The sequence below is a fragment of the Bradyrhizobium sp. 76 genome (assembly GCF_023073025.1).
Lineage (GTDB): Bacteria > Pseudomonadota > Alphaproteobacteria > Rhizobiales > Xanthobacteraceae > Bradyrhizobium.
On the sequence record NZ_JADPIS010000145.1, the window covers coordinates 19,024 to 43,509 of the forward strand.

Sequence of the window (24,486 nt, forward strand, 5' to 3'; positions counted from 1 at the left end):
TGTTTGAGTAGCGCGATAGCGTCTTTGGGTTTGAGGGATTGGCCGGGGGTGTGCCCCCGAATTGCGCGCAATTTGCGGCGCCGCACCAAACAAAGCCTTAACCGGATATCGCCTCCCCCGCAATAGATCGCCGAAAATTTGACCTAAGTCTCTGGAAACGTGGATTAATTTTCATCGCCCAATATGTGATTTTTTTGCGTCCCCGTAGCCTTCCGGAGCCCGATTATGGAGGCTCCGTGCCGGCTTTTTCTGTGACTGTCATCACATTTGTATTTCCTGCGAATCCGGGTAGCTTTTTCAACGACTTGCAGGGGGTGGCACGCGGCTGGGAGCGTGCCGGCCGGCCCCCCGGCCAATTCCCGCGACCAGGTTATTTCATGAGCTTTCAATATTTTGCCGGCGCCGCCTGCCGGGCGCTGACGGCGCGGAAGGACGGCCCCTCGCTTTACGACGTCTGCGATCCCGTACTGTCTGTTGCGGCCAGCGGCGATCCGCATCTGGCCAAGTTCTACAAGACGGCGCTTGGCAATCCCGCACTGCGGGTGCTGCTCCGCCGGGCCGGACTGCCCGAGCTGCGCGACGAAGGCAAACTGGCCCGGCTGCGCGAGGCGCTGGTGCGCGCCCGCGACGAGGCCGAGCCTGATTGGGCGGCGGTCGGCCAGCCCGTTGCCGATCTCGTCGACAGCATCGCGCTGGATCATCCCAAGCCGCCGCCGGCCATGTTCACCGGCGCCATACCGCAACCATCGCAGATCGACAGCGTGATCCGCGATTGCGCGCAGCATCTGCTGGGCTCGTACCGCAAAAATGGCTTTCTGCCGACCTACGCCGCGTTCAACCTGATCGGCGATCCCGATTTCCGCGGGCGCGAGCTGACCATGGCGCTCACGGGCCTCAACGCGCGCGGCTACAAGAACTCCTCGCTGCTGTTCAACCTCGCCCGGGTCTTCATCGCGCGGTCACCGGCGCGCGCTGTCGTCAATCCGCCCTGGCGAGGGGTTGCCGAACCGATGTGGGAGCCGGTGCAGATCCGCCACCGCTCGGCCTATTACGACGCGTTCTTCATCGAGGCGCTGTTGAGCTACGTCGAGACCGGTCTGGCCTCGTCCGCCGACAAGATGTCGGCGGAGCGCGCGGTCGCCGACATGGTCGATTTCTGCGTCAACATCAGCCGCGAAGAGGTCGAGGGCATCGACGGCGCGCGGTTCAACGTCATCACCGCGCTCGCGCCCGCGCCGCATCCGCGCTTCTCGCGCTACTTCGCCCAGATCAAGCAGGACCTCGGTTTCGGCGTCTACGTGCCGGATTGCGACACCACGGCGTGCTCGATCTCCGCGGCGACGCAAGCCGGCTGCACCGATCCGATCCTCGACCAGCCGCTGCTGGATTTCTACGCGGGCTATCAGGTACAGGCGGGCGTCAACGAGCTGCACGTGACCGTGCCGATCAACGACAATATCGACTACGAGGGCGGGGTTGCGACCTGGATCGACAATCTCAAGGGCGAGCGGCCCTATGGCAATGACCTCGATCCGACGCTCAATCTCGACATTCTCGAGGTCAGCTTCCGCAACCTCGCGCGCTGGAAAGTATTGGAGACGCCGGCGCGGCTTGCCACCGTTCATCGCATCATCGGCTTCCAGAAGCGGCTTGCGGCGAGCGGCGCCTTCGCCAATCCGCGCTCGCACATCTATTATTTGCCGGAGCTCTACAGCGCCTATTTCGGCCGCTGCTACGCCGCCTTCCTGGCGCTGCCGCTGGCGGCGCAGGCGATCATCGATCCCGACGGCGATTTCGATTTCATACGCCACCGCGTGCTCTCCTACGTCAAGGGCGAGCTGATGGCCGCCGAGATGAACGTGTTCGACGCAGCGCTCGCCCTGATCGCGCTCGGCCATCTCGGCGCCGACCCGCGCGCCTTTGCGCCGGCGCTGAACGTGATCGTCGCGAGCCTCGGCGAAGGCGGTCGCCGCGGCCCGTTCCGCGCTTATGAATGGAACAAGATGAAGACGCCGACGCGGATTTTGGTCGGCGGGCCTGAGGTCACGTCGGCGTTCGTGCTGATGGGGTTGGCGGTGGCCAAGCGGGCGATGGCGCGGGGATAGGTTTCGTAGGGTGGTTAGCGAAGCGCACCACTTCCGCCACCGTGGAGATGAAAGAGGTGGGTTACGCCTTCGGCTAACCCACCCTACAAACTTCGTTCGATGACAGTAAGTTGAAAGCCCAATTGACAGGCATATGCTGGCCGGGCGGACAAAAGCCGACCACAATTGCGAGGTCTATCGCAATTTTCATCACACGCGGGCCGGCATGTTGCGAAAATTCCTGATTGCGCTGTCATTGCTTGGCTTCTCCTTGCCTGGCTTGCCGTCGCCGGCTGAGGCCGCCGACATCACCGGCACCGCTAAGGTTCGCGCCGGCGACGCCGTGATGATCGGCAACACGCGGATCAGGCTCGGCGGCATCGACGCGCCCGCGGTCGACCAGCTCTGCCTCAACAACAAGGGCGAACGCTGGACCTGCGGCATCGCGGCCCGCGACGAGCTCGCCAAATACGCCGACGGCAAGAACTGGGTCTGCCATGCGAGGTCGATCGACCGGCGCGGCCGCACCGTGGCGCGCTGCGATGTCGGCGGCGAGGATATCCAGAAATGGCTGGTGCGCGCAGGCTGGGCGCTGGCCTACACCCGCATGTCGCACGACTATGAGGCGGACGAGAAGGCCGCGCGGGAGGCCAAGGCCGGTATGTGGCAGGGCGCCTTCATCGCGCCCTGGGACTGGCGCGAGCGCAACAAGAAGACCACCATCCTCGGCGCCACCAAGCCGCCCGACGGCGCGCATGCGATCCTGCTCGCTTCGGCCTCGGGCCCGGTCGCGCCCTCGCCGGACTGCACCATCAAGGGCAATGTCAACTCCGCCGGCGAATGCATCTATCACCGGCCGACCAGTCGCTGGTATGCGCAGATCAAGATGAAGATCAGCAAGGGCACACGCTGGTTCTGCTCGGTGGAGGAAGCCGAAGATGCGGGCTGCCGCGAGACTAAGAGATAGCCCACGTCAGACCTGCGTTTTCCGGCCTTTTCTTGCACCGCAGCGCCGCGTAAAAGTGTGAATCAGCGACCCACCATCCTGTTCTCAGGCAACAAGGACCAACAGCAATGACCGTTCGCGCGGGCCGGGAATTTCTGGCCATCCCCGGGCCCACCAATATGCCCGACGAGGTGCTGCGGGCGATGCATCGTCCGGCGATCGACATCTACTCCAAACAGATGACCGATCTGACCGAGAGCCTGCTCAGCGACATCTCGAAACTGTTTGCGACCAAGGGCAAGTCCTACATCTACATCGCCAACGGTCACGGCGCCTGGGAAGCAGCATTGAGCAACGTGCTGTCGCGCGGCGACAAGGTGCTGGTGCTCGAAAGCGGACGGTTTGCAATCGGCTGGGGCCATGCCGCAGCGCTGATGGGTGCCGAGGTCGAGGTGCTCAAGGGCGACTGGCGCCGCGCGGTGCGGCCGCACGAAGTCGAGGAGCGCCTGCGCCGCGACAAGGATCACACCATCAAGGCCGTCGTCGTCGTCCAGGTCGACACGGCGTCCGGCGTGCAGAACGACATCGAGGCGATCGGCAAGGCGATCAAGGCGAGCGGCCATCCGGCGCTGTACATGGTCGACACTGTGGCCTCGCTCGGCTGCATGCCGTTCGAGATGGACAAATGGGGCATCGACGTTGCGATGTCGGGCTCGCAAAAGGGCCTGATGACGCCGCCCGGCCTCGGCTTCGTCGCGGCCAACGCGCGTGCGCTCGAGGTCCAGAAGACCGCCAACATGAGCACGCCCTATTGGAGCTGGAGCGAGCGCGAGGGCAGCGAGCATTATCGCAAATATGCCGGCACCGCGCCGGTCCATCTGCTGTTCGCGCTGCGCCAGGCGATCGACCTGCTGCACGAGGAGGGACTGGAGAACGCCTTCCGCCGCCACAGCCTGCTCGGCGAAGCCGCACGCCGCGCCGTCGGCGCGTGGTCTGAAGGCCAGGTGCTCGGCTTCAACGTCGCGGAAGCCAGCGAACGCTCCAACACCGTGACCACGGTGACCATGAGCAACGGCCACGATCCGGCAATCCTGCAACGCTATTGCAAGGAGAAGTGCGGTGTGGTGCTCGGCACCGGCATCGGCGATCTCTCGGGGCAAGCCTTCCGCATCGCCCATATGGGCCACGTCAACGCCCCAATGCTGCTCGGCACGTTGGGGGTGATCGAGGTCGGGCTGAACGCGCTGAAGATCCCGCACGGCAAAGGCGGGCTTGAGGCAGCGGTTGCGTATCTCGGCGAAGAGGTGGCGGTGTAGGCGCAAGCCGGAAACTCCGCTGTCGTCCCGGCGAAGGCCGGGACGACGGCGGACTGTTTGGCTACGCTGTGGCCTCATATTGGCAGAGGCCAACGCTTCACCGCGGCAAGCGATACGCCTCGACCTGCGCCTTCAACGCCTCCAATGACGCAAGCGGCGCCTTCGGATCGACCCGATACTGCTCACGCGCCAGCCACGACAGCACCTTCGCATCGATGACCGGCGAATGGTGGATGACGTCACTGTAATTGTCGAGGTTGTGCGTCACGTCCTTGATTGACCGAAAATCGTACAGGCGCACATTGGGAAGCTGCGTCAGGCGCTGCGCCATGACAGCGGTGAGGTCGGTGACGATCTTCAGCGTCGCAGGCGAAGCATCACGCATCGCGACGAATTGCAGGATCGAATAGGGCGGGAAGTAGATGTCGAAGGTCACGTCCGGATGGCGCGCGATCAGGCCGACGGCGTCACGCTCGAAATGCCGGACCATCGCGTCATGACGATAGCCTTCGCCGAGAAAGCGGCTGCGTACGGGATCGGTGATATAGGCGAAGGCCGCGAGCGTCCTTTTCGCATTGTAGGCGCGCGCCACGTCGATATCGCGCGGCAACGCATAGATGTCATCGACATCAGGCAGCGCGAACTTGATCGGCAGATAAGGCGCGGCCCGGGTCAGCGGCTCTCGCAGCGGGGGAAACGACCGCAGCAATGCAAACAGGGATTCCTTCGCCATCGCCGCGCTGAACAGGTAGGACGCGATGCCTTTTGCCGTCCCGCGATAGAGATCGGCGGAGAGATAAGGATCGGCCTCGATGTCGGCCGCATCGACAAAGATGAAATCGTCCATCGCCCAGATCACGCGCTTTGCGCCGCGGTCGATGGCCTGCTCGAGCACAAACCCCTGCTGGCGCGAATTGGAGCCGGTCATCGCCAGCTTGAGCGAGTGCACGCCCAGCGTATGGTCGATATCGCTCTGGCGGAAATGGATCGCGAGCGAGGTGCCCATGAAGGCGGTGTCGAACGACTGGCTGCGGATCAGCCCGGCATTCTGCACCCGCGTGTCGTCGGAATAAAAAGGTGCGACGAGGCGCGAGGGGCGAAACAGTTGCAGGGGATCGATGACATAGGTGAGCGCAGCCGCGCCCAGCACGCACGCGACGCTCGCGAGGAGAAGACGCCCTGGATGTGTGAACGCGCCTTGCATCAGAACCGGAAATAGATGAATTCGCTGTGGCTCTGGATGCCCAAAATCCCGAACGCAAGCACCAGCGACGCACCATAGAGGACCAGCGGCCGCATCCGTCCGGCCATCAGGCCCTCGCCGACCCTGCGATTGGCGTGGTCGTACCCCATGATTCCTTGCGTGTTCGGTGCCAGCCACACCAGCGTGGCATAAATTGCGACCATCACCGACGCCGCAATCTCCTCGCGCCCGAACACGATGTTCGAGGGATCGGCCATCGCATTCAGAATCCGCATGGCCCAATCGACCCGTTCGGCACGGAAGAAGACCCATGCGACAACAACGGCAAGGAATGTCAGCACGGCCCCGGTGACGCGAGCTGGGCGCGCGAGCAGTTTTGGAACATCCGGCACCAGCGCGTTGAGAGCGTGATTGATACAGAGATAGGCGCCATGCAGCGCGCCCCAAATGACAAACGTCCAGGCTGCGCCATGCCAGAGCCCGCCCAGCAGCATCGTGAGCAGCAAGTTGACGTAGCGCAGCACGCGGCCGAGCCTGTTGCCGCCGAGCGGGATGTAAAGATAGTCGCGCAGGAAGTGCGACAGCGTCATGTGCCAGCGCCGCCAGAACTCGACGATGCTGGTGGCCTTGTAGGGCGAGTTGAAATTGACCGGCAGGAAGATGCCGAACATCAGCGATATTCCGATCGCCATGTCGGAATAGCCCGAGAAGTCGAAATAGAGCTGGAACGTGTAGGCGAGCGCGCCAAGCCATGCCTGGTCGAAGCTCGGCGCGCGCGCATCGAAGGCGAGTGCGACCAGCGGCTGGATGCCGTCGGCGAGGCACGTTTTCTTGAACAGCCCGATGGCGAAGATGATGATTCCGCACAGGATCAGATGCGCGTGCGGCTGCTTGGTTTCCTCCCGTTCGAATTGCGGGATCATGTCCTTGTGGTGAAGGATTGGTCCCGCGATCAGATGCGGAAAGTAGGTCACGAACAGCGCGTAATGCGGGAGCGCATAGGCCGCGACCTGCCCGCGCCAGGCATCGACCAGGAACGCGATCTGGGTGAACGTGTAGAAGGAGATGCCGACCGGCAGCAGGATGTGGGCCGCGAAGTGCGTGCCGGTCAGTACATTGATGTTCTCGGCGACGAAGCCGGCGTATTTGAAGATGCCGAGCACCAGGAGATCGCCGGCGACGCCGAGAGCAAGTGCCGCCTTTCGTTGCGACGGAGCAAGCTTCGCCACGATGAGGAGGTGGCCAATGCCGTAGTTGAAGGCGATCGATATCAACAACAGGGCCACGAACTGCCAATTGCCGATGGCATAGAAGGTGAGCGAGGCCACCGCCAGCCAGATCACCGGGGCCAGATTACTGCGCCGCCCGAGCCAGAAATAGCCAGCCAGCGCGGCCGGCAGGAACAGCAGGATGAACGGGTAGGAATTGAACAGCATCAGGCTGGACCGGCGGCGGGGATTAGGAAGCCTAAAGCATAGAAGGGACCGATCAACAACCCGGCGACTGGCGCAGTCCTTGCCGCAGTGGCGCTGGCAATTCGAGGAATCGGGGCGATATAAGGTGAAACACGCATCTGAGTGAGGATCGAGTGACACAGGCCAAAACACCTTCCCAGCCCCCCGTCGCCCCGCGCCGGCCGCATTCCTTCACGCGGCACGGGATCACCGTGACCGACGACTATGCCTGGCTGAAGGACGAGAAATGGCAGGAGGTGCTGCGTGACCCCGCGGTGCTCGATCCCGACATCCGCAAATATCTCGACGCAGAAAATAGCTACACCGAGAGCCTGCTCGGCCATACCGCAGCCCTCCAGAAGACGCTGGTGCGCGAGATGCGGGGGCGGATCAAGGAGGACGATTCCAGCGTCCCGTCGCCGGATGGTCCCTTCGCCTATTTCCGCAAGTTCCGCGAAGGCGGCCAGCACGAGCTGTTCGGCCGCATGCCGCGCGATGGCGGCGAGGGCCACATCGTGCTCGACGGCGATGCGCTGGCCAAGGACCACACCTATTTCAAATTCGGCGGCAGCCGGCACTCGAACGACCACAGGCTGCAGGCCTGGAGCGCCGACACCAAGGGCTCGGAATATTTCTCCATCCGCGTGCGCGACTGGGCGACCGGCAAGGACCTCGACGACGTCGTCGAGGAGACCGACGGCGGCGTGGTCTGGAGCAAGGACGCGACGTCGTTCTTCTACGTGAAGCTGGACGACAATCATCGCCCGATGCAGGTGTGGCGGCACAAGCTCGGCACTGGGCAGGCCGACGACACGCTGGTCTACGAAGAGCAGGATTCAGGCTGGTTCACCCATCTGCAAGAGAGCACCAGCGGCCGCTTCTGCGTGATCGCGGGCGGCGACCACGAGACCTCCGAGCAGCGGCTGATCGACCTCGCCCATCCCGACGCACCGCCGCGCCTCGTCGCGGCTCGCGAGGAAGGCGTGCAATACTCGCTCGCCGACCGTGGCGACGAACTCTTCATCCTCACCAACGCCGACGACGCCATCGACTTCAAGATCGTCACCGCGCCGCTCGCATCACCCGAGCGCAAGAACTGGCGCGATCTGATCCCGTATCGTCCCGGCATCTACATCATCGACCTCGATCTCTATGCCGGCCACATGGTGCGGCTGGAGCGCGCCAATGCGTTGCCGTCGATCGTGATCCGCGACCTCGCGACCAAGGACGAGCACGCCATCGCGTTCGACGAGGCGGCCTATTCGCTCGACACGATGGGCTCCTACGAGTTCGAGACGACGAATTTGCGTTTCGCCTATTCGTCGATGACGACGCCGTCGGAAGTCTATGATTACGACATGGTCAAGCGCACGCGCACCCTTCGCAAGCGGCAGGAGATCCCGTCGGGCCATAATGCGGCCGACTACGTCACGACGCGGATCATGGCGAAGGCGCAGGACGGCGCCGAGGTGCCGGTCTCGATCCTCCATCGCCGCGGGCTCACGCTCGATGGCGCGGCGCCGCTGCTGCTCTACGGCTACGGCTCCTACGGCATGGCGATGCCGGCTTCGTTCAGCGCCAACCGGCTGTCGCTGGTCGACCGCGGCTTCGTCTATGCCATCGCCCATATCCGCGGCGGCGCCGACAAGGGCTGGGGCTGGTACCTCGACGGCAAGCGCGAGAAGAAGACGAATTCGTTCGACGACTTCTCTGCCAGCGCCCGCGCACTGATCGATACGAAATACACCAGCGCAAAGCGCATCGTCGGCCATGGCGGCTCGGCCGGCGGCATGCTGATGGGCGCGGTGGCGAACCGCGCCGGCGAATTGTTCGCCGGCATCGTTGCCGAAGTGCCGTTCGTCGACGTACTCAACACCATGCTCGACGACACGCTGCCGCTGACGCCGCCGGAATGGCCGGAATGGGGCAACCCGATCGAGAGCGAAAAGGATTTCCGCACCATCCTGTCGTATTCGCCCTACGACAATGTCGCGGCGAAAGACTATCCGGCGATCCTGGCGATGGGCGGGTTGACCGATCCGCGTGTCACTTATTGGGAGCCCGCCAAATGGATCGCGCGCCTGCGCGCGACCATGAACGGCGGCGGCCCGGTCCTGCTCCGCACCAACATGGGCGCCGGCCATGGCGGCGCCTCGGGACGCTTCAATCGGCTCGATGAAGTCGCGATCGTCTATGCGTTCGCGCTGTGGGCGGCGGGGATGGCGGAGGCCGGGGTGTAGGCCCAGCGTCGTCCCGGCGAAGGCCGGGACCCATACCGCGTGATTGATCGATGAAGCACGATATTCGTACCGTGGAATCTCTTAATTACGAATCTTCGCGAAACTCCGCCCTGTGGTTATGGGTCCCGGCCTTCGCCGGGACGACATCGAAATTGAGGCGCCAACTATCGCCCCACAAAACCTATACCGCCCCGTGCGCTTCCACATACAGCGCATACACCGAGTGGCTGCTGGCCATATACAAGCGATTGTTCTTCGGGCCGCCGAAGCAGAGGTTGGCGCAGCGTTCGGGCAGCTTGATAAAGGCTAGCGGCTTGGCGTCCGCGTTGAACACCATCACACCATCGAGATCCTCCGACTTGCCCTTGGGCTGATACACCTTGCGCCCGGCGATGTCGGTCGGCTCGGATTGCAGCGCACCGTTGGAGCCCCAGCCGCACCATAGATTGCCGTCGCGGTCGACGCGAAAACCATCCAGCGAGGCCTGGTCGGCGGCGTCGATCAGCTTGGTCTTGCCGCTGAGCGAACCGTCGTCACCGACATTGTAGCTCCAGATGCTGCGGTTGGGCGTCCCCTTCCACTCGACGACGTAGAGCTTCTTCTCGTCTGGCGAGAAGGCGAGGCCGTTCGGATTGACGAGGTCGGTGAGAACAGCGGTGATCTTGCCGTCCTTGGCGATGCGGTAAACGTTGGTGGTGGCCTGCTCGGCCTTCTCCTTCTTGCCCTCCCACTCGCCGTTGATGCCGAACAGGGGATCGGTGAACCAGATGCTGTCGTCGGATTTCACCACGATGTCGTTCGGCGAATTCAGCCGCTTGCCCTCGAACTTGTCGGCCAGCACGGTGATCTTGCCGTCCTTCTCGGTGCGGGTGATACGGCGGGTCACCGAGTGCTCGCAGCTGACGAGGCGGCCCTGGCGGTCGCGCGCATTGCCGTTGGCGTAGTTCGCATTGGCGCGGAACACGCTGGTCTGCCCGGTCTTCTCGTCGAACTTCATGATCCGGTTGTTGGGAATGTCCGAGAACAGCAGATAGCCGCCCTCGGGAAAATAGGCGGGGCCTTCGGCCCAGCGCATGCCTGACGCGACCTGCTCGACCGTCGAGGAATAGAGCCGGTATTTTCCGAAGCTCGGATCGAGGATCTGGATGGCGGAATCGGGATAGCGCTGGTTCGGCGTGAACGGAAACGACTGGGCACCGGCGGCGCGGGCGAGACACGTGGAAGCCGCCGCCGCGCCAGCGCCAGCCAAGAGATTGCGTCGTGTGAAATTCATGGAATCCTCCCCGGGTGATTTAAGGCCGGCGCTTGCTGCGGCCGGTCTGTTTGCTTGGTGCTGCCGGCGCGCGGGCTTATCGGCCGTTCGCCTTCCGCCATGCGGCGAAGTCGGTGAGCGTCTGCGGGTCCGTCGCCGGATAGAGACCGAAAATGCCACGGCCCTTGTTGACTTCCTCGGTGACGAAATCCTCGAACGCCGTCATCTCGAAGGTCTCGTCGGCGATCTCCTCGGCGAGATGCGCGGGGATCACGATCACGCCGTCGCTGTCGCCGAGAATGACGTCGCCGGGAAACACCGGCGCATCACCGCAGCCAATGGGAACGTTGATCTCGATGGCGTGATGCAGCGTCAAATTGGTCGGCGCGCTCGGACGGTGGTGATAGGCGGGGATACCCAGCTTGGCGATCTCGGCCGAGTCGCGAAAACCGCCGTCGGTGACGACACCGGCAACACCGCGCTTCATCAAGCGGGTGACGAGGATCGCACCGGCGGAAGCGGCGCGCGCGTCCTTGCGGCTGTCCATCACCAGCACGCTGCCTGGCGGGCAATCCTCGACCGCCTTGCGTTGCGGATGGGAGCGGTCCTTGAAGACCTCGATGGTGTTGAGATCCTCGCGGGCCGGCATATAGCGCAGCGTGAAGGCTTCACCGACCATGGTCGGCTGGTCGGCACTGAGCGGGTGCACATCCTGGATCATCTGGATGCGCAGGCCGCGCTTGAACAACGCGGTGGCGACGGTGGCGGTGGAGACGGATTCGAGCTTGTTGCGGGTGGCTTCGGTAAGTTTGGTCATGTCACGCTCTCTAGTAAATCGAGGGCTCGCCGATCGGCGCGCCGAAATCGGTCTCGAGGAAGTCGAAGTCGCAGCCGTCATTGGCTTGCTTGATGTGCTTGGTGAACATCCAGCCATAGCCGCGCTCGAAGCGGCGTTCGGGCTGCTTCCAGGCGGCGCGGCGCTTGTCGAGCTCGGCCTCCGACACATCGAGATTGATGGTGCGGGCAGCGACATCGAGCGTGATGCGGTCGCCGTTCCGCACCAGCGCCAGCGGTCCGCCGACATAGGATTCCGGGGCTACGTGCAGAATGCAGGCGCCGTAGCTGGTGCCGCTCATGCGCGCATCGGAGATCCGCACCATGTCGCGGACTCCCTGCTTCACGAGCTTGGTCGGGATCGGCAGCATGCCCCATTCCGGCATGCCCGGTCCGCCCTGCGGCCCCGCATTGCGCAAGATGAGAATGTGGTCTTCGGTGACGTCGAGATCGGGATCATCGACCGCCTTTTTCATCGACGGATAATCGTCGAACACCAGCGCAGGCCCGGTGTGCTTGAGGAAGCGCGGCGCGCAGGCACTCGGTTTTATGACGCAGCCGTCGGGCGCGAGATTGCCCTTGAGCACGGCGAGCGCGCCTTCCTTGTAGATGGGATTGTCGATCGAACGGATCACGTCGTCATTGTGAACCTCGGCGCCATCGATGTTCTCGCCCACGGTCTTGCCGGTGACGGTGATGCAGTCGAGATGCAGATGCGGCTTGATCTGGCCCATCAATGCCGGCAAGCCGCCGGCATAGAAGAAGTCCTCCATCAGATAGGCAGCGCCGCTCGGCCGCACATTGGCGATGACGGGCACCTTGCGGCTCGCAATCTCGAAATCGTCGAGGCCAATGTCGAGACCGGCGCGGCGAGCCTGCGCGATCAGATGGATGATCGCATTGGTCGAACAGCCCATCGCCATCGCCACCGCGATCGCGTTCTCGAACGCCTTGCGGGTCTGGATCGTCTTCGGCGTCAGATCTTCCCAGACCATCTCGACGATGCGGCGGCCGCATTCGGAGGCCATGCGGATATGGTTGGCGTCAGCGGCGGGAATCGAGGAGGCGCCCGGCAGCGTCATCCCGATCGCCTCGGCAATCGCGGTCATGGTGGAAGCCGTACCCATGGTCATGCAGGTGCCGTAGCTGCGCGCAATGCCGGCTTCGATGTCGAGCCAGTCCTTGTCGGAGATCTTGCCGGCGCGGCGCTCGTCCCAGTATTTCCAGCCGTCCGAGCCCGAGCCGAGCGTCTTGCCCTTCCAATTGCCGCGCAGCATCGGACCTGCCGGCAGATAGATCGCCGGAATGTTCATCGAAGTGGCACCCAGCAGCAGCGCCGGCGTGGTCTTGTCGCAGCCGCCCATCAGCACCACGCCGTCGGCGGGATGGCTGCGCAGCAGCTCCTCGGCGTCCATCGCCAGCAGATTGCGATAGAGCATCGTGGTCGGCTTGAGCAGCGATTCCGACAGCGACAACGCCGGCAGCTCCAGCGGCAGGCCGCCGGCCATCAGGATGCCGCGCTTGACGTCGTCGACCCGCGACTTGAAGTGCATGTGGCAGGGCTGCGCGTCCGACCAGGTGTTGAGGATCGCGATCATCGGGCGGTCCTTCCACTCCTCCGGCGCGTAGCCCATCTGCAGGGTGCGGGAGCGGTGGCCGAATGAGCGGAGATCGTCGGGTGCGAACCAGCGCGCGCTGCGGAGCTGGTCGGGCGTTAGTTTCTTCTTGGTCATGATTGGGTGCCCCATTTCTGCACGGTGTTCCGCTCGATGGCGCGGAAGATCAGGTTCTCGACAAAAAGCCCGATGATGATCACCGTCAAGAGGCCGGCGAAGACCGCAGGTATGTCGAGCAGGTTGCGGTTTTCGAAGATGAACCAGCCGAGCCCGCCCTGCCCCGAGGACACGCCGAACACCAGCTCGGCCGCGATCAGCGTGCGCCAGGCAAAGGCCCAGCCGATCTTGAGGCCGGTCAGGATCGAGCCGAACGCCGCGGGGATGAGGATTTTCGCCACGTAAGGCAGCCCGCGCAGGCCGTAATTGCGACCGACCATGCGCAGCGTGTTGGACACGCTCTTGAAGCCGGAATGGGTGTTGAGCGCGACCGGCCACAGCACCGAATGGATCAGCACAAACACCAGACTGCCGTTGCCGAGACCGAACCAGATCAAAGCGAGCGGCAACAGCGCGATCGCCGGCAGCGGATTGAACATCGCCGTGACAGTCTCGAGGAAATCGGTGCCGATGCGGGTCGAGATCGCGAGCACGGTGAAGATCGCGGCGAGCGCGATGCCGGCCGAATAGCCCATGAAAAGGACCTTCAGCGAGGCCCAGGCGCGCATCGGGATGGTGCCGTCCTTCACACGCTCGAACATCGTGATGACGGTGTCGTGCAGCGTCGGAAACAGCAGGGGATTGTCGAGCGTGAGGCCGTAGGCCTCCCAGACCGCCGCGAGAAACAGGATGATGACGGTCTTGCGGACAAAACCATCGTTCCACAACAGCTCGGGCACGCTCAGCTTGCGCTCGACTTCGGCTGCGCTGCCGGCGACCGGCGCCTCACGTAGCAGGATCCTGGCTTCGCCCATGAGAGGCTCCCTCAATGCGCCGTTGCTTCGGAGGCGAACAGGAGATCGTGAATCTCCTTCTCGAGCCGGCCGGCACTGCCGTCCTCATTGGAAACCTTGTCGACGTCGACCACCTCGGCCTTGACGCGGCCGGGATGCGGCGACAGCAGCAGGATGCGGTTGCCGATGCGGATCGCTTCCGCGATCGAGTGGGTCACGAACAGCACGGTGAATTGGGTCTCGCTCCAGAGCTGGAGCAGCTCGTCCTGGCAGGTCCGGCGCGTCAGCGCGTCGAGCGCGGCGAACGGCTCGTCCATCAGCAGGATGTCGGGCTCCATCGCCATGCCGCGCGCGATCGCGACGCGCTGCTTCATGCCGCCGGAGAGCGTGTGCGGATAAGCATCGACCACACGGGTCAGGCCGACCTTCTCGATATACGCCCGCGCCCGCGCTTCGGCGTCCTTGCGCGACAATTTTCGCGCGGTCAGCAGCGGAAACATCACGTTGGCCAGCACGCTCTTCCAGGGCAGCAGCTGGTCGAACTCCTGGAAGATCATCATGCGATCGGCGCCGGGACCGTGGATCTCGCGGTCGTTGATGGTCATGCGACCTTCGCTCGGCGCCATGTAGCCGCCGACGGCCTTGAGCAGGGTCGATTTGCCGCAGCCGGACGGCCCGAGCAGCACGAAGCGATCGGACCTGTCGACGGTGAAGCTCACCCTTTCCGTGGCGGTGACGACGGCGCTGGAGGTCTTGTAACGCAGCGTCACGGAGCTGACGTCGAGCAGCGCCATCAGTTGCCCTTCAGATCGTGGGCGACGGGGAGATAGTAATCGGTCCAGGCCTTGGGTTGAGTCTTTAGTGTACCGGTCTTGAACAGATGCGCGGCGAATTTCATCGTGCCCTGCGGCTCGAGATTCCACTCCATCATGCCGGGCTCCTTCAGGAGGTCGAGCAGCTCTTCCACCGAGGTCTTGTCACCGGTGATCTCCTTGTAGATCTCGACCGCCTGTCTGGTGTCGCTGCGGATCAGATCCTGCGCTTCCTTGGTCGCATCACGCACGGCCTGGATGATTTTCGGGTTGGCATCGGCGAACTTCGTGGTGGTGAAGAACTGCGCCTGGCTGAGCGGGCCGCCCATTACGTCCGGCGACGACAGCACGACATGCGCGCCCGGCACGTTCTTCAGCTCGAGGAAGGTGAACGGCGGGATCGAAAAATGGGTATGCACCTCGTGCTTGGCGTTGGACAGTGCCGCATAGGCGTCGGGGTGGCCGAGCTGCACCGTGTTGACGTCCAGCTTCGACCATTGGTCGGCACCAAAAGCCTCGGCGGCGGCGATCTGGAGCACGATCGCCTGGGTCGAGACTTTCACCGTCGGCACGGCGATCTTGTCGCTGGGGCCGAAATCCCTGATCGACTTGATGTTGGCGTCGCGGCTGATCAGCGTCATCGGCTGCGCCGAGGTCGCGACAATGCCCTTGACGCCGCCGCGCGTGCGATCCCACAGCAACAAAAGATTGCCCGTGCCCGTGTTGAGAATATCGACGCCGCCCGCGAGCAGCGCATCGGTCTGCGCACCGCCGCCGGAGAAGGTGACCCATTTGGTGGTGACACCGGCGACCCCGAGCTGGGCTGCGTGCTTTTCGATCAGCTTCTGCTTTTCCATGATGTGGCTCGGCATGTAGAAAATGCCGGGCTGGCGCGACAGCGAGATCTCGGATTTTTGCTGCGCTGACGCGGACGAAACCGTCAGCGCCGTGGCGGCGATCAGGGCGACGGCCGTGAGGCCACACTGCAATTGCTTGATCATTGTTGTTCGTTTCCTCCGGCCGCCATTGACGAGCGATCTTACTGATGCACTAATGCATTAGTGCCTCAAAGGCAAGGCCGGCCGGAGCCCTTCGCATGGAAACAGCCCAACCCGCATCCCGCGCGGCCGTCCGCCCCGGCGCGCGGCTCGACCGGGCCCGGCAGGCCGCACCGCAAGTGTTCGAGCGCCTGCGCAACGCCATTCTCGCGCTCGAACTGCCGCCCGGCTCGCCGCTGTCGCGCACGGATCTCGCCGCACAATTCGGCGTCAGCTCGACGCCGATCCGCGACGCCTTGATGCGGCTGGAGGAAGAAGGTCTGGTCGACGTGTTTCCGCAGCACGCCACCGTCGTCAGCCGAGTCGACGTCGGCCGGGCCGAGCAGGCTCATTTCCTGCGCCAGGCACTGGAACTCGAAATCGTCCGGCTGCTCGCGGAGCAACATGACGACGCTTTGGTCATACGCCTCGACCACACGATCGCGCTCCAGCAGCAATTCGCCAAGGCCGGAGACTTCGAGAGCTTCATCGCCGGCGACAATGATTTCCACGCGCAGCTTTATGCCGCGGCCGGCAAGCAGGAACTCTGGACGCTGGTGCGCAGCCGCAGCGGACATATCGACCGGCTGCGCCGGCTGCATCTGCCCTCACCGGGCAAGGCCCAGAACATCGTCCGCCACCACAAGCTGATCACGCGCGCGGTCGAGGCCGGCGACGCCGATGCTGCGCAACAGCATCTGCGCAAGCACCTGTCGGGCACGCTGAGCGAGCTCGATACGATCCGGAGCCACTATCCGGAATATTTGACCGACTAAGCCTATGGCGCGTCGCGAGCAGTTGTGCACGTCACCGTGCATAAGTTGACGCAACCGATTCGCCTTTCGCGAGCAATCGTCGGATCGATGGCGAAGTGCTTGCAGGCCGGATGCAATCCGCGCAACAATTTCAGAGTTGATGGTTTGATTTGCGGTCGCTGGGAAATCCCATCCGGCCCGGAGGATACCAGACGTGGCCAACATCCTGATCGTGGATGACGACCCGGCCGTGCAGATGACGATTCGGCTGCTCCTGGAGAGGGCTGGTCATCACATCACCGTCGCCGGAGACGGCCGCAAGGGACTTGCGCTGTTCGAGGCCAGCCAGTTCGACCTGCTGTTTCTCGACATCTTCATGCCCGGCATGGACGGCCTGGAGACGATGCGCCACATCCGGGCGCTGCAGCCAGCGATTCCGATCGTCGTCATTTCCGGCCGTTCGTTCACGCCGGACGCCGATGCGGAGCCGGACTTCCTCAAGATGGCGACCAAGCTCGGCGCGGTGGCGAGCTTGCAGAAGCCGTTCCGGGCCGACGCGCTGCTCGCCGCGGTCGCCGGCTGCCTGGACGCGGCGCGGACGGCATCGGTGAGGAATCCGGATGTCAGCACCGGCCGCCGATGACAAGAACCTTCATTCTATTCCAACCGAGCCCGGGCACGGCCATTCAGGAAGCGGTGTAAATTTCCCCATGACCCTCGCTACGCGGCTCGCCATCGCGATGATCCTGCTGGTGGCGGTCACCGTGGCCGCAGTCGGCTGGCTCGGCTATCGCAACATCACCCAGGCCGTCATTCCGCGGGTCCTGGAACGGATTGAAGCCCAGTCGAGCCTGCTGGCCACCCATCTTGAATCCTACGTTGCCGGCGCCCGTGGCGATCTGCTCGGTTATCGCTCCGCCGCTGCCATCAATGGCCTGATCCGCGCCCATGTCGGTGGGGGCATCGATGCAGTCGACGGCGTTTCGGAGCAAACCTGGCGCGAGCGCATCGCAGCGCGGTTCGCAGCCGAGATCGACGCGAAACCAAGCTACGGGCAATTTCGAATCATCGGCCTTGACGACGACCAGCGCGAACTGGTCCGCGTCGATCGCGCCGGCCCGAACGGAGCAGCACGAATTGTTCCCAACGGCGAACTCGAACGCAAGAGCGAACGAACCTACTTCCAGGAGACGATTCGACTGGCGCCGGGCGAGATCTATGTTTCGCCCATCGATCTCGCCACCCGGCAGGGAGGAACCACGGACCCTCACATTCCGACGTTGCGCGTCGCGACGCCGCTGTTCACGCCTGATAGCAAGCCGTTCGGCATCATCATCGCCAATATCGACATGCGTCCCGCGCTCGACCGCGTTCGTTCAACCGCGAGCGCAGGAGGAGAAATCTATGTCGTGAATTCGCGTGGCGACTATCTCGTCCATCCCGATCGCGCGCGGGAATTCGGTGCATTGCATGGCAACGCCAACGATTGGCGCCGGGACTTTCCTTTCTTTGCAGCCCGGGCCGGCCAGCCGCAAGGATCCACGCAGCTCACGAGCGACCGGTCTGGCCGGCCGAGTGGAGCGGCGATCGCACCGGCGCTGCTTGCTGGCAAGGAGTGGTTGGCCATCATCGAGACGGCCCCCGCATCCGTGTTCAGCCGCGTTCCGGCGGCCATTCAAAAAACCTCCTCGCTGGTCGGTCTGCTTGCTGTCCTTGCCGCAGCTTTGCTTGCGGTGCTGCTGGCGCGCTCATTAACGCGGCCGATCGGGCGTTTGACCGCGGCGGTGGAGGCGATCGGCAGCGGGCGGCGCGCCGATATTCCCGTCGATGCGAGCGGAGAGACAGGCGTGCTGGCGCGGGCATTCGCCCAAATGGTCGAAGAAACCAGAGCGAAGACGGCCGCTCTCGAACGCGAGATCGAGGAGCATCGCCGCACCGAGGCCGCGCGAAGCCATCATGAAGCGCGCGAGCGCTTGTTCAGCGCCGCCGTCGAATCCTCCGACGACGCGATCGTGATGCAATCGCTCGACGCCATCATCACCGGCTGGAATGCCGCCGCCGAGCGTCTCTACGGCTATTCGGCGAATGAGGCGATCGGGCGATCCACCTCGATCATCGTCCCACCCGACCGACGCGAGCAAGGCAAGGACTATTTGTGGCGGATCGCCGGAGGAGAACCGATCGAACGCTTCGAGACCGTGCGCCTGCGCAAGGAAGGCACGCCGGTCGAAATCTCACTCAGCCTGTCGCCGATCAGGGGCCCGTCAGGCGAGATCGTGGGCGCCTCCGGCACCGCGCGCAGCCTCACCGAGGCGCGGCGTGCCGAGCGGGCGCTGCAGCAGCAGCTCGAGGAACGGCGACAGATCTTCGAGACCTCGCAGGATCTGATCATGGTGATGGACGCGCGCGGGCACATCGCGCAGATCAGTCCGAGCAGCGAGGCCATTATCGGCTACCGGCCGGAGCAGATGATCGGCCGCAGCGGCGCCGATTTCATTCATCCCGGCCATCTCGACCAGTCGCGCGACGAGATGCGCGCGCTCAGGCGCGGCGAGCGGCTGAAGCTCGCCGACACCCGCTGCTTCCACAAGGACGGTCGCGAGGTCTGGCTGTCTTGGCTCGGCAGCTGGTCCGACCAGGCCCAGCGCTACTTCTTTGTCGGACGCGACATGACGGAGGCGAGGCTTGCACAGGAGTCCTTGCGGGAGAGCGAACAGCTTGCGCGCAACATCGTCGAGACCTCGCTCGATGCTTTCACCCAGACAGACCACACCGGTGCCATCCTGAGTTGGAATTCGCAGGCCGAGAAGCTCTTCGGATGGACGCGTGAGGAGGCGATCGGCGAGAATGCGATTGAGCTTTTCGTCGCCCCCAGCGAGCGCGAAAGCGTCAGGGCCAGACTGAAGCTCTTTCTCGAATCCGAGCAACAATCGCTGGCCAATCCACGGCGCGAACTTTTGGTACGGCGGCGCGACGGCAAGGAGTTCAGGGCCGAGCTCAGTGTCACGGCACTCCGGCGACGCGAAGGCGTTCTCTTCAATTCGTTCTACCGCGACCTGACCGACAAGATCGCGGCCGACGAGCGCATCCGCCAGGCCGAGAAGATGGAGGCGGTCGGCCAGCTCACCGGCGGCGTAGCGCACGACTTCAACAACATCCTCACCGTCATCACCGGGACGATCGAGATCCTGGCCGACGCGGTGGCCAAGGAGCCGGAGCTCGCCGCGATCGCGAAGATGATCGACGAGGCCGCCGGGCGTGGCGCCGAGCTGACGCAGCACCTGCTGGCGTTTGCGCGCAAGCAGCCGCTTCAACCGCGCGAGATCGACGTCAACGCACTGATCATCGACACCGCGAAGCTATTGCGGCCGACGCTGGGCGAGCAGATCCACATCGAATCGGTGTTCGAGGACGAGAACTGCGTCGCGATCGTCGATCCCAGCCAGCTCACCACCGCGATCCTCAACCTCGCGCTCAATGCCCGCGATGCCATGCCAAGCGGCGGCAAGCTGATCGTGGAGACGGGGGCGGCCTATCTCGACGAGGTCTATGCCAGCGTCAACGACGTCCCGCCGGGCCACTACGTGCTGATCGCCGTGAGCGACACCGGCAGCGGAATTCCCGCCAACATGCTGACCAGGGTGTTCGACCCCTTCTTCACCTCGAAGGGACCCGGCAAGGGCACCGGACTCGGACTTTCGATGGTCTACGGCTTCATCAAGCAGTCCGCGGGCCATATCAAGATCTACAGCGAGGAAGACCACGGCACCACGATCAAGATGTATCTGCCGCCCGGCAAGACGCCGACGGTGGCCGGCGAGGTCGTGACGCCGGCGACCATCGAGGGCGGACACGAGACGATCCTGGTGGTCGAGGACGACCGGCTGGTGCGCGACTACGTGCTGGCGCAGCTGCATTCGCTCGGCTATGTCACCTTGCAGGCTGCGAACGCCGCGGAGGCGCTCGCAATCGTCGCCGCCAAAAAGCCGTTCGACCTCCTGTTCACCGACGTCATTATGCCCGGCAAGATGAACGGACGGCAGCTCGCCGACGAACTGCAGAGAACGCGCCCCGATCTCAGGGTGCTCTACACGTCCGGGTATACCGAGAACGCGATCATCCATCACGGTCGGCTGGATTCGGGCGTTCTGCTGCTGGCGAAGCCCTATCGCAAATCAGATCTGGCGCGGGCCATCCGCAAGGCGTTGAGCAGTTGATAGCGTCGGGCTGGGTGAGAGCCCGTAGCCCGGCTGAGGGAAGCGATACCCGGAAACACTCCGAGCCAAGTCCCGGATGTCGCTTCGCTCATCCGGGCTACGAAATGTCACCTACGGAATTTACGACGCGCGCTGGGCCGCGGTCATCACGATGCGGATCAGATCGGCGGCATTGCGCGCACCGAGCTTCTTCATGATGTTGGCGCGATGGTCCTCGATGGTGCGCGGGCTGATGCCGAGCGTGCGGCCGGCCTCCTTGTTGGAGGCGCCGGCGGCAAACTGCTCGAGCACCTCCCGCTCCCTGCGCGTCAACGGCTCGCGCCCGGGGAAATGCAGCGAGCCGAACTTCGGCGCCGCGTTCTCTGACTGCCTGCGTGCATAAGCACCGATCGCCTCGTCGAGCCGGCCGACGATCTCGCTGCCGCGGAACGGCTTCTCGATGAAGTCGAGCGCGCCGCTCTTGATGGCTCCCACCGCCATCGCGATATCGCCCTGTCCGGAGATCATGAAGATCGGTGCCGGATAGTCTTCCCCGTGCAGCTCATTGAGAATATCGAGGCCCGACTTGCCGGGAATGTGCACGTCGAGCAGGACCGCTGCAGGTGTGCGGCTTCGCGCGACGGAGAGCAATGCTGCGCCGTCCGCAAAACAGATCACCTCATAGCCCGCCGCCTTCAACACCATCGACAAGGTGTCGCGAACGGCAGCGTCGTCGTCGACCACGAAGATTTCACCGCGAGAGCTTTGTTCGGCCATGTGCCACACATCCGGTTGGCATGAAGGACTCGCGTCCGCCCCAACCGTTATGGCGTTCGGCGCGGATTCGGCCCACCGTATTTGTACGGGACATGGACTTAACGCACAAGTAGCGGCGAGGCGCCTAATTGCAGGGGACGGAGAATATCCATGCTAATTTGGCCGCTATGCCGCCTCTCGTGGCAATGCCCGAGGTCGAGAGCCGTGAGCTGATTGCGGCTGACCTTCGCATGCTGATCTCGCAGATCGAGACCAGCATGCGCCGGACCGCCACAGCCATGGATCAAGAACACGGGAGCGATCCGGAAGGTTCCGCCGACGTCTTCGTGCTCGACGATGTCACACCGCGGTATCCACGGCGATCGCCGCTCTCGACGCCTGCCGGGCCGGCCTTGGCCATGCCGTTAACTGCCTGTCGGAAACCGGCAGCACGGTATAGATCGCGGTTGCTGCGGCGCGACGACCGCATTTCACTGCATGGCAGGCACGCGGCTCAGGCGCGGTGCCGCTCCACGATCGCGTCGGTGGCGACACCACCCCAGGTGTGGATCGCCGGCAGGCCCATCGCGGTCTTGCCAAGATTGGCGAGGCTGATGCGCAACGCGGCGAGATCCAGCGGCTTGGGCAGGCTCTGGAGCTCGATCCCGACGGAACGGGCGAAGCTGCGGGCGGCGCTGCGGCGCTTGCCGTCCATGCCGCTGATGACGATCACGGCGCCGCCAAATTTCGCCTTCGCCATCTCGCCCAGCACGTCGATGCCGTCGCCATCCTCCAGCACGAGATCGAGTGTCACGCAGTCGAAGCGCGCGGTGCGGAGCTTTTCGATCGCTTCGGCCACGGACGGCGCCACGCTGACTTCGTGGCCGGCCTGCTTGGCCGCGACCGTGATCAGGCTGCGCTGCGTGGCGTCGTCATCGACCACCAGAAGCTGAAGCGCACGCCGCTCGGCGCCGTCGGGCAGGTTTGACGGGAGAGGTGAGAAAGAGCTTCTGGGCATTGCGGTATCCTGAGATAGAGACCGGCAATGGATACACGGTTCGCGCTTAGGCGACGTAAAGCCGCGACGGCAAATTCAGTCGGTTGTTTCAGCAAATGTGAACCAACCTCGCGGCAAACGGCGACGAGACCAGGTGAAGATCACGCCGCTTCGTCACGGCCACCGGCGGCCCGCTTCTTCCGATTCTTGCCACGTAGGAATTGGATGTCCATTTCGACGCCGTTGACGCGCACCAGTTCGCAGCGGCGGTAGGCAAGGCCGGTGGACGACAGCAGCAGGAAGAACTCTTTCAGGTTCAGGCCCTGAATCGAGCCTTCCACCGTCAGGACGGCGTCGGTGTCGGAGATCGCGTTGAGCTTGCAGTCGCGGCGCCAAGTGCCGTCGATGGCCATGATGCAGACATCATAGCCGCGACTGAACGTCACGCGTTCCGCGCCCTTGCCATCCTCGGCCATGCCTATCGTCCTGCCATGACCGCTATGCGCGGCGCGGCGCCGGCAAGAGCCGGCTTGGCGGCCGCGGCACGCGAGTCGTTCGGCTTGTAGAGACCGCGCTTCTCCGGAATCGGCTTGAACGTATCGGTCAGTCCGACCACCGTTTCGGCCGCGCCCAGCACCAGGAAGCCGTCTCCCTCGATCTGGCGAGCCAGGCGGTTGAAGATATTGATCTTGGTGTCCTGGTCGAAATAGATCAGCACGTTGCGGCAGAAGATGACGTCGAAGGTGCCGAGCTGAGCGAAATCGTGCAGCAGATTGAGCTGCCGGTGCTGGATCATCGCCCGCAGCTCGGGATTGATCTGCCAGGTCTCGCCGGTCTGCTTGAAATATTTCATCAGCATCTGGATCGGCAAGCCACGCTGCACTTCGAACTGGCTGTAGATGCCGGCCTTGGCCTTCTCGAGCACCTCCTGCGACAGGTCGGTCGCGATGATCTCGACGCGCCAGCCGGTCAGGGCCGCCCCCATCTCCTTCAGGCTCATCGCCAGCGAATAGGGCTCCTGCCCGGTCGAGCCGGCGGCGCACCAGATGCGCACGCTGCGGCGGCCGGCGCGAGCCTTGATGATCTCCGGCATGATGGTGTCGCGGAAATGGTCGAACGGGACCTTGTCGCGAAAGAAGAAGGTCTCGTTGGTGGTCATCGCCTCGACCACGCTGGTGACGAGCGCGCCCGAGCCAGCGCCTTGCAGCTTCTGCACGAGCTCGCCGATGCCGGAGATCCCGGCCTTTCGCGCCAGCGGCAACAGCCGGCTTTCAATCAGATATTGCTTGTCTGCGGACAGATCGAGCCCGGAATGATCCCTCAGGAACTTACGCAGATACTCATACTCGGTCGGGGTCACTGATAGGCCTCTCGGAAGCTGTACTGGGAACACTCTGGCCGGAACACTCCGGCAGATAACTCAGACCATGGCTTGTCCGACCGGGATCAAGCCGACTTCAGCGAATTTGTCGGCGATGATGTCTTTGTCGAAGGGCTTCATGATGTACTCGTTGGCGCCGCCGCTGAGCGCCTGAGCGATATGAGCCACGTTGTTTTCGGTGGTGCAGAACACGACCTTGGGCTGGTCGCCGCCGGGCAGTCGGCGCATGTGGCCCATGAACTCGAAGCCGTCCATCACCGGCATGTTCCAGTCCAGCAGCACAGCGTCGGGCAGCTTGCGCTGACAGACTTCAAGCGCCTTGGAGCCGTCCTCGGCTTCCGTGACTTCGAATTCCAGGCCTTCCAGGATCCGGCGTGCGATCTTGCGCACGACGCTGGAATCATCGACCACCAAACACGTCTTCATTTTGGTTCTCCGGCTTCGATGTTTTTGGGGCTCACGCAGCCATTTGCACTTCGGTCTTGAGCTCGAGGACGCGATCGACGTCGAGGACGACCATGAGCTGGCCGTCGAGACGGTGGACACCGCCGGCGAGTTTGGCCATGCGGGGGTCGAGATTGACGGGGTTTTCTTCCATGCCGTCCTCGGCGAGCCGCAGCACTTCGCCGATCTGGTCGATCAGGAGGCCATAGGAT

General features: G+C 63.7%; 21 protein-coding genes and 1 pseudogene. 8 read left to right on the forward strand and 14 right to left on the reverse strand.

Features of this window, described 5'->3' with window-relative positions; genetic code table 11:
* The first annotated feature begins 377 nt into the window (after positions 1 to 377).
* The 3 genes from IVB48_RS35355 (at position 378) to IVB48_RS35365 (ending at position 4,346) form a co-directional block, all read left to right on the forward strand.
* Positions 378 to 2,105 (forward strand): hypothetical protein, encoded by a 1,728-nt coding sequence (locus IVB48_RS35355; RefSeq protein ID WP_247407581.1) that lies wholly within the window; start codon positions 378 to 380, stop codon positions 2,103 to 2,105.
* A gap of 205 nt (positions 2,106 to 2,310) precedes the next feature.
* Positions 2,311 to 3,051 carry a thermonuclease family protein gene (locus IVB48_RS35360; protein WP_247284752.1) on the forward strand — a complete coding sequence of 247 codons (741 nt, stop codon included), beginning with the start codon at positions 2,311 to 2,313 and terminating at the stop codon, positions 3,049 to 3,051.
* A gap of 107 nt (positions 3,052 to 3,158) precedes the next feature.
* Entirely contained in the window at positions 3,159 to 4,346 is a 1,188-nt protein-coding gene (locus tag IVB48_RS35365) for an aminotransferase class V-fold PLP-dependent enzyme (RefSeq protein WP_027568361.1), read from the forward strand.
* A 97-nt stretch (positions 4,347 to 4,443) separates the two neighbouring features.
* Here IVB48_RS35365 and IVB48_RS35370 read toward each other — a convergent pair whose 3' ends face one another.
* Together IVB48_RS35370 and IVB48_RS35375 are read right to left on the reverse strand one after the other, a co-directional pair.
* Entirely contained in the window at positions 4,444 to 5,550 is a 1,107-nt protein-coding gene (locus IVB48_RS35370) for a hypothetical protein (RefSeq protein ID WP_247407583.1), read from the reverse strand.
* Positions 5,550 to 6,986 (reverse strand): MBOAT family O-acyltransferase, encoded by a 1,437-nt coding sequence (locus IVB48_RS35375; protein WP_247407585.1) that lies wholly within the window; start codon positions 6,984 to 6,986, stop codon positions 5,550 to 5,552. Before IVB48_RS35375 ends, IVB48_RS35370 begins: the two co-directional genes overlap by 1 nt.
* Positions 6,987 to 7,138: 152 nt before the next feature.
* Here IVB48_RS35375 and IVB48_RS35380 point away from each other — a divergent pair, with 152 nt between their 5' ends.
* Positions 7,139 to 9,244, forward strand: a complete 2,106-nt coding sequence (locus tag IVB48_RS35380; RefSeq protein WP_247407587.1) for a S9 family peptidase — start codon at positions 7,139 to 7,141, stop codon at positions 9,242 to 9,244.
* Positions 9,245 to 9,425: 181 nt separating this feature from the next.
* On the opposite strand, the gene IVB48_RS35385 is transcribed toward IVB48_RS35380, so the two are convergent.
* The 6 genes from IVB48_RS35385 to IVB48_RS35410 form a co-directional block, all read right to left on the reverse strand.
* On the reverse strand, positions 9,426 to 10,517 hold the full coding sequence (locus tag IVB48_RS35385; protein ID WP_247407589.1) for an SMP-30/gluconolactonase/LRE family protein: 1,092 nt from the start codon (positions 10,515 to 10,517) through the stop codon (positions 9,426 to 9,428).
* Positions 10,518 to 10,593: 76 nt separating this feature from the next.
* Positions 10,594 to 11,313: a ribonuclease activity regulator RraA gene (locus tag IVB48_RS35390; protein WP_247407591.1), complete on the reverse strand. Its 720-nt coding sequence runs from the start codon at positions 11,311 to 11,313 to the stop codon at positions 10,594 to 10,596.
* A gap of 10 nt (positions 11,314 to 11,323) precedes the next feature.
* Positions 11,324 to 13,063, reverse strand: coding sequence for an L-arabinonate dehydratase (gene araD / locus IVB48_RS35395; RefSeq protein WP_247407593.1), 1,740 nt, complete (start codon positions 13,061 to 13,063; stop codon positions 11,324 to 11,326).
* Positions 13,060 to 13,917, reverse strand: a complete 858-nt coding sequence (locus IVB48_RS35400; RefSeq protein WP_027568368.1) for an ABC transporter permease — start codon at positions 13,915 to 13,917, stop codon at positions 13,060 to 13,062. Before IVB48_RS35400 ends, araD begins: the two co-directional genes overlap by 4 nt.
* 11 nt (positions 13,918 to 13,928) lie before the next feature.
* A complete protein-coding gene (locus tag IVB48_RS35405; protein WP_247407595.1) occupies positions 13,929 to 14,690 on the reverse strand; it encodes an ABC transporter ATP-binding protein in 762 nt (253 codons plus the stop codon).
* A complete protein-coding gene (locus IVB48_RS35410; protein ID WP_247363181.1) occupies positions 14,690 to 15,709 on the reverse strand; it encodes an ABC transporter substrate-binding protein in 1,020 nt (339 codons plus the stop codon). Before IVB48_RS35410 ends, IVB48_RS35405 begins: the two co-directional genes overlap by 1 nt.
* 95 nt (positions 15,710 to 15,804) lie before the next feature.
* On the opposite strand from IVB48_RS35410, the gene IVB48_RS35415 reads away from it, so the two are divergent.
* From IVB48_RS35415 to IVB48_RS35425, 3 genes are all read left to right on the forward strand, one after another.
* Entirely contained in the window at positions 15,805 to 16,521 is a 717-nt protein-coding gene (locus IVB48_RS35415; RefSeq protein ID WP_247284743.1) for a GntR family transcriptional regulator, read from the forward strand.
* A gap of 193 nt (positions 16,522 to 16,714) precedes the next feature.
* The gene (locus tag IVB48_RS35420) at positions 16,715 to 17,143 is read left to right on the forward strand and encodes a response regulator (protein ID WP_247407596.1); all 429 of its coding nucleotides are present in this window, start codon (positions 16,715 to 16,717) and stop codon (positions 17,141 to 17,143) included.
* Positions 17,121 to 20,717 (forward strand): PAS domain S-box protein, encoded by a 3,597-nt coding sequence (locus tag IVB48_RS35425; protein WP_247407597.1) that lies wholly within the window; start codon positions 17,121 to 17,123, stop codon positions 20,715 to 20,717. The genes IVB48_RS35420 and IVB48_RS35425 overlap by 23 nt, the downstream gene beginning before the upstream one ends.
* Positions 20,718 to 20,837: 120 nt before the next feature.
* On the opposite strand, the gene IVB48_RS35430 is transcribed toward IVB48_RS35425, so the two are convergent.
* Complete coding sequence (locus IVB48_RS35430; RefSeq protein WP_007604420.1) at positions 20,838 to 21,473, reverse strand: response regulator; 636 nt, start codon at positions 21,471 to 21,473, stop codon at positions 20,838 to 20,840.
* A gap of 185 nt (positions 21,474 to 21,658) precedes the next feature.
* Here IVB48_RS35430 and IVB48_RS35435 point away from each other — a divergent pair.
* A pseudogene (locus IVB48_RS35435) lies at positions 21,659 to 21,912 on the forward strand (hypothetical protein).
* A gap of 54 nt (positions 21,913 to 21,966) precedes the next feature.
* On the opposite strand, the gene IVB48_RS35440 reads toward IVB48_RS35435, so the two are convergent.
* The 5 genes from IVB48_RS35440 to IVB48_RS35460 form a co-directional block, all read right to left on the reverse strand.
* Positions 21,967 to 22,470 carry a response regulator gene (locus IVB48_RS35440; RefSeq protein WP_027568374.1) on the reverse strand — a complete coding sequence of 168 codons (504 nt, stop codon included), beginning with the start codon at positions 22,468 to 22,470 and terminating at the stop codon, positions 21,967 to 21,969.
* A gap of 140 nt (positions 22,471 to 22,610) precedes the next feature.
* Positions 22,611 to 22,925 carry a hypothetical protein gene (locus tag IVB48_RS35445; protein WP_027568375.1) on the reverse strand — a complete coding sequence of 105 codons (315 nt, stop codon included), beginning with the start codon at positions 22,923 to 22,925 and terminating at the stop codon, positions 22,611 to 22,613.
* A 2-nt stretch (positions 22,926 to 22,927) separates the two neighbouring features.
* Complete coding sequence (locus IVB48_RS35450; protein ID WP_247407598.1) at positions 22,928 to 23,809, reverse strand: protein-glutamate O-methyltransferase CheR; 882 nt, start codon at positions 23,807 to 23,809, stop codon at positions 22,928 to 22,930.
* 60 nt (positions 23,810 to 23,869) lie between these two features.
* Positions 23,870 to 24,256, reverse strand: a complete 387-nt coding sequence (locus tag IVB48_RS35455; protein ID WP_027568377.1) for a response regulator — start codon at positions 24,254 to 24,256, stop codon at positions 23,870 to 23,872.
* A gap of 31 nt (positions 24,257 to 24,287) precedes the next feature.
* A partial coding sequence (locus IVB48_RS35460; RefSeq protein ID WP_247284739.1) for a chemotaxis protein CheW occupies positions 24,288 to 24,486 on the reverse strand: 199 nt, incomplete at its 5' end.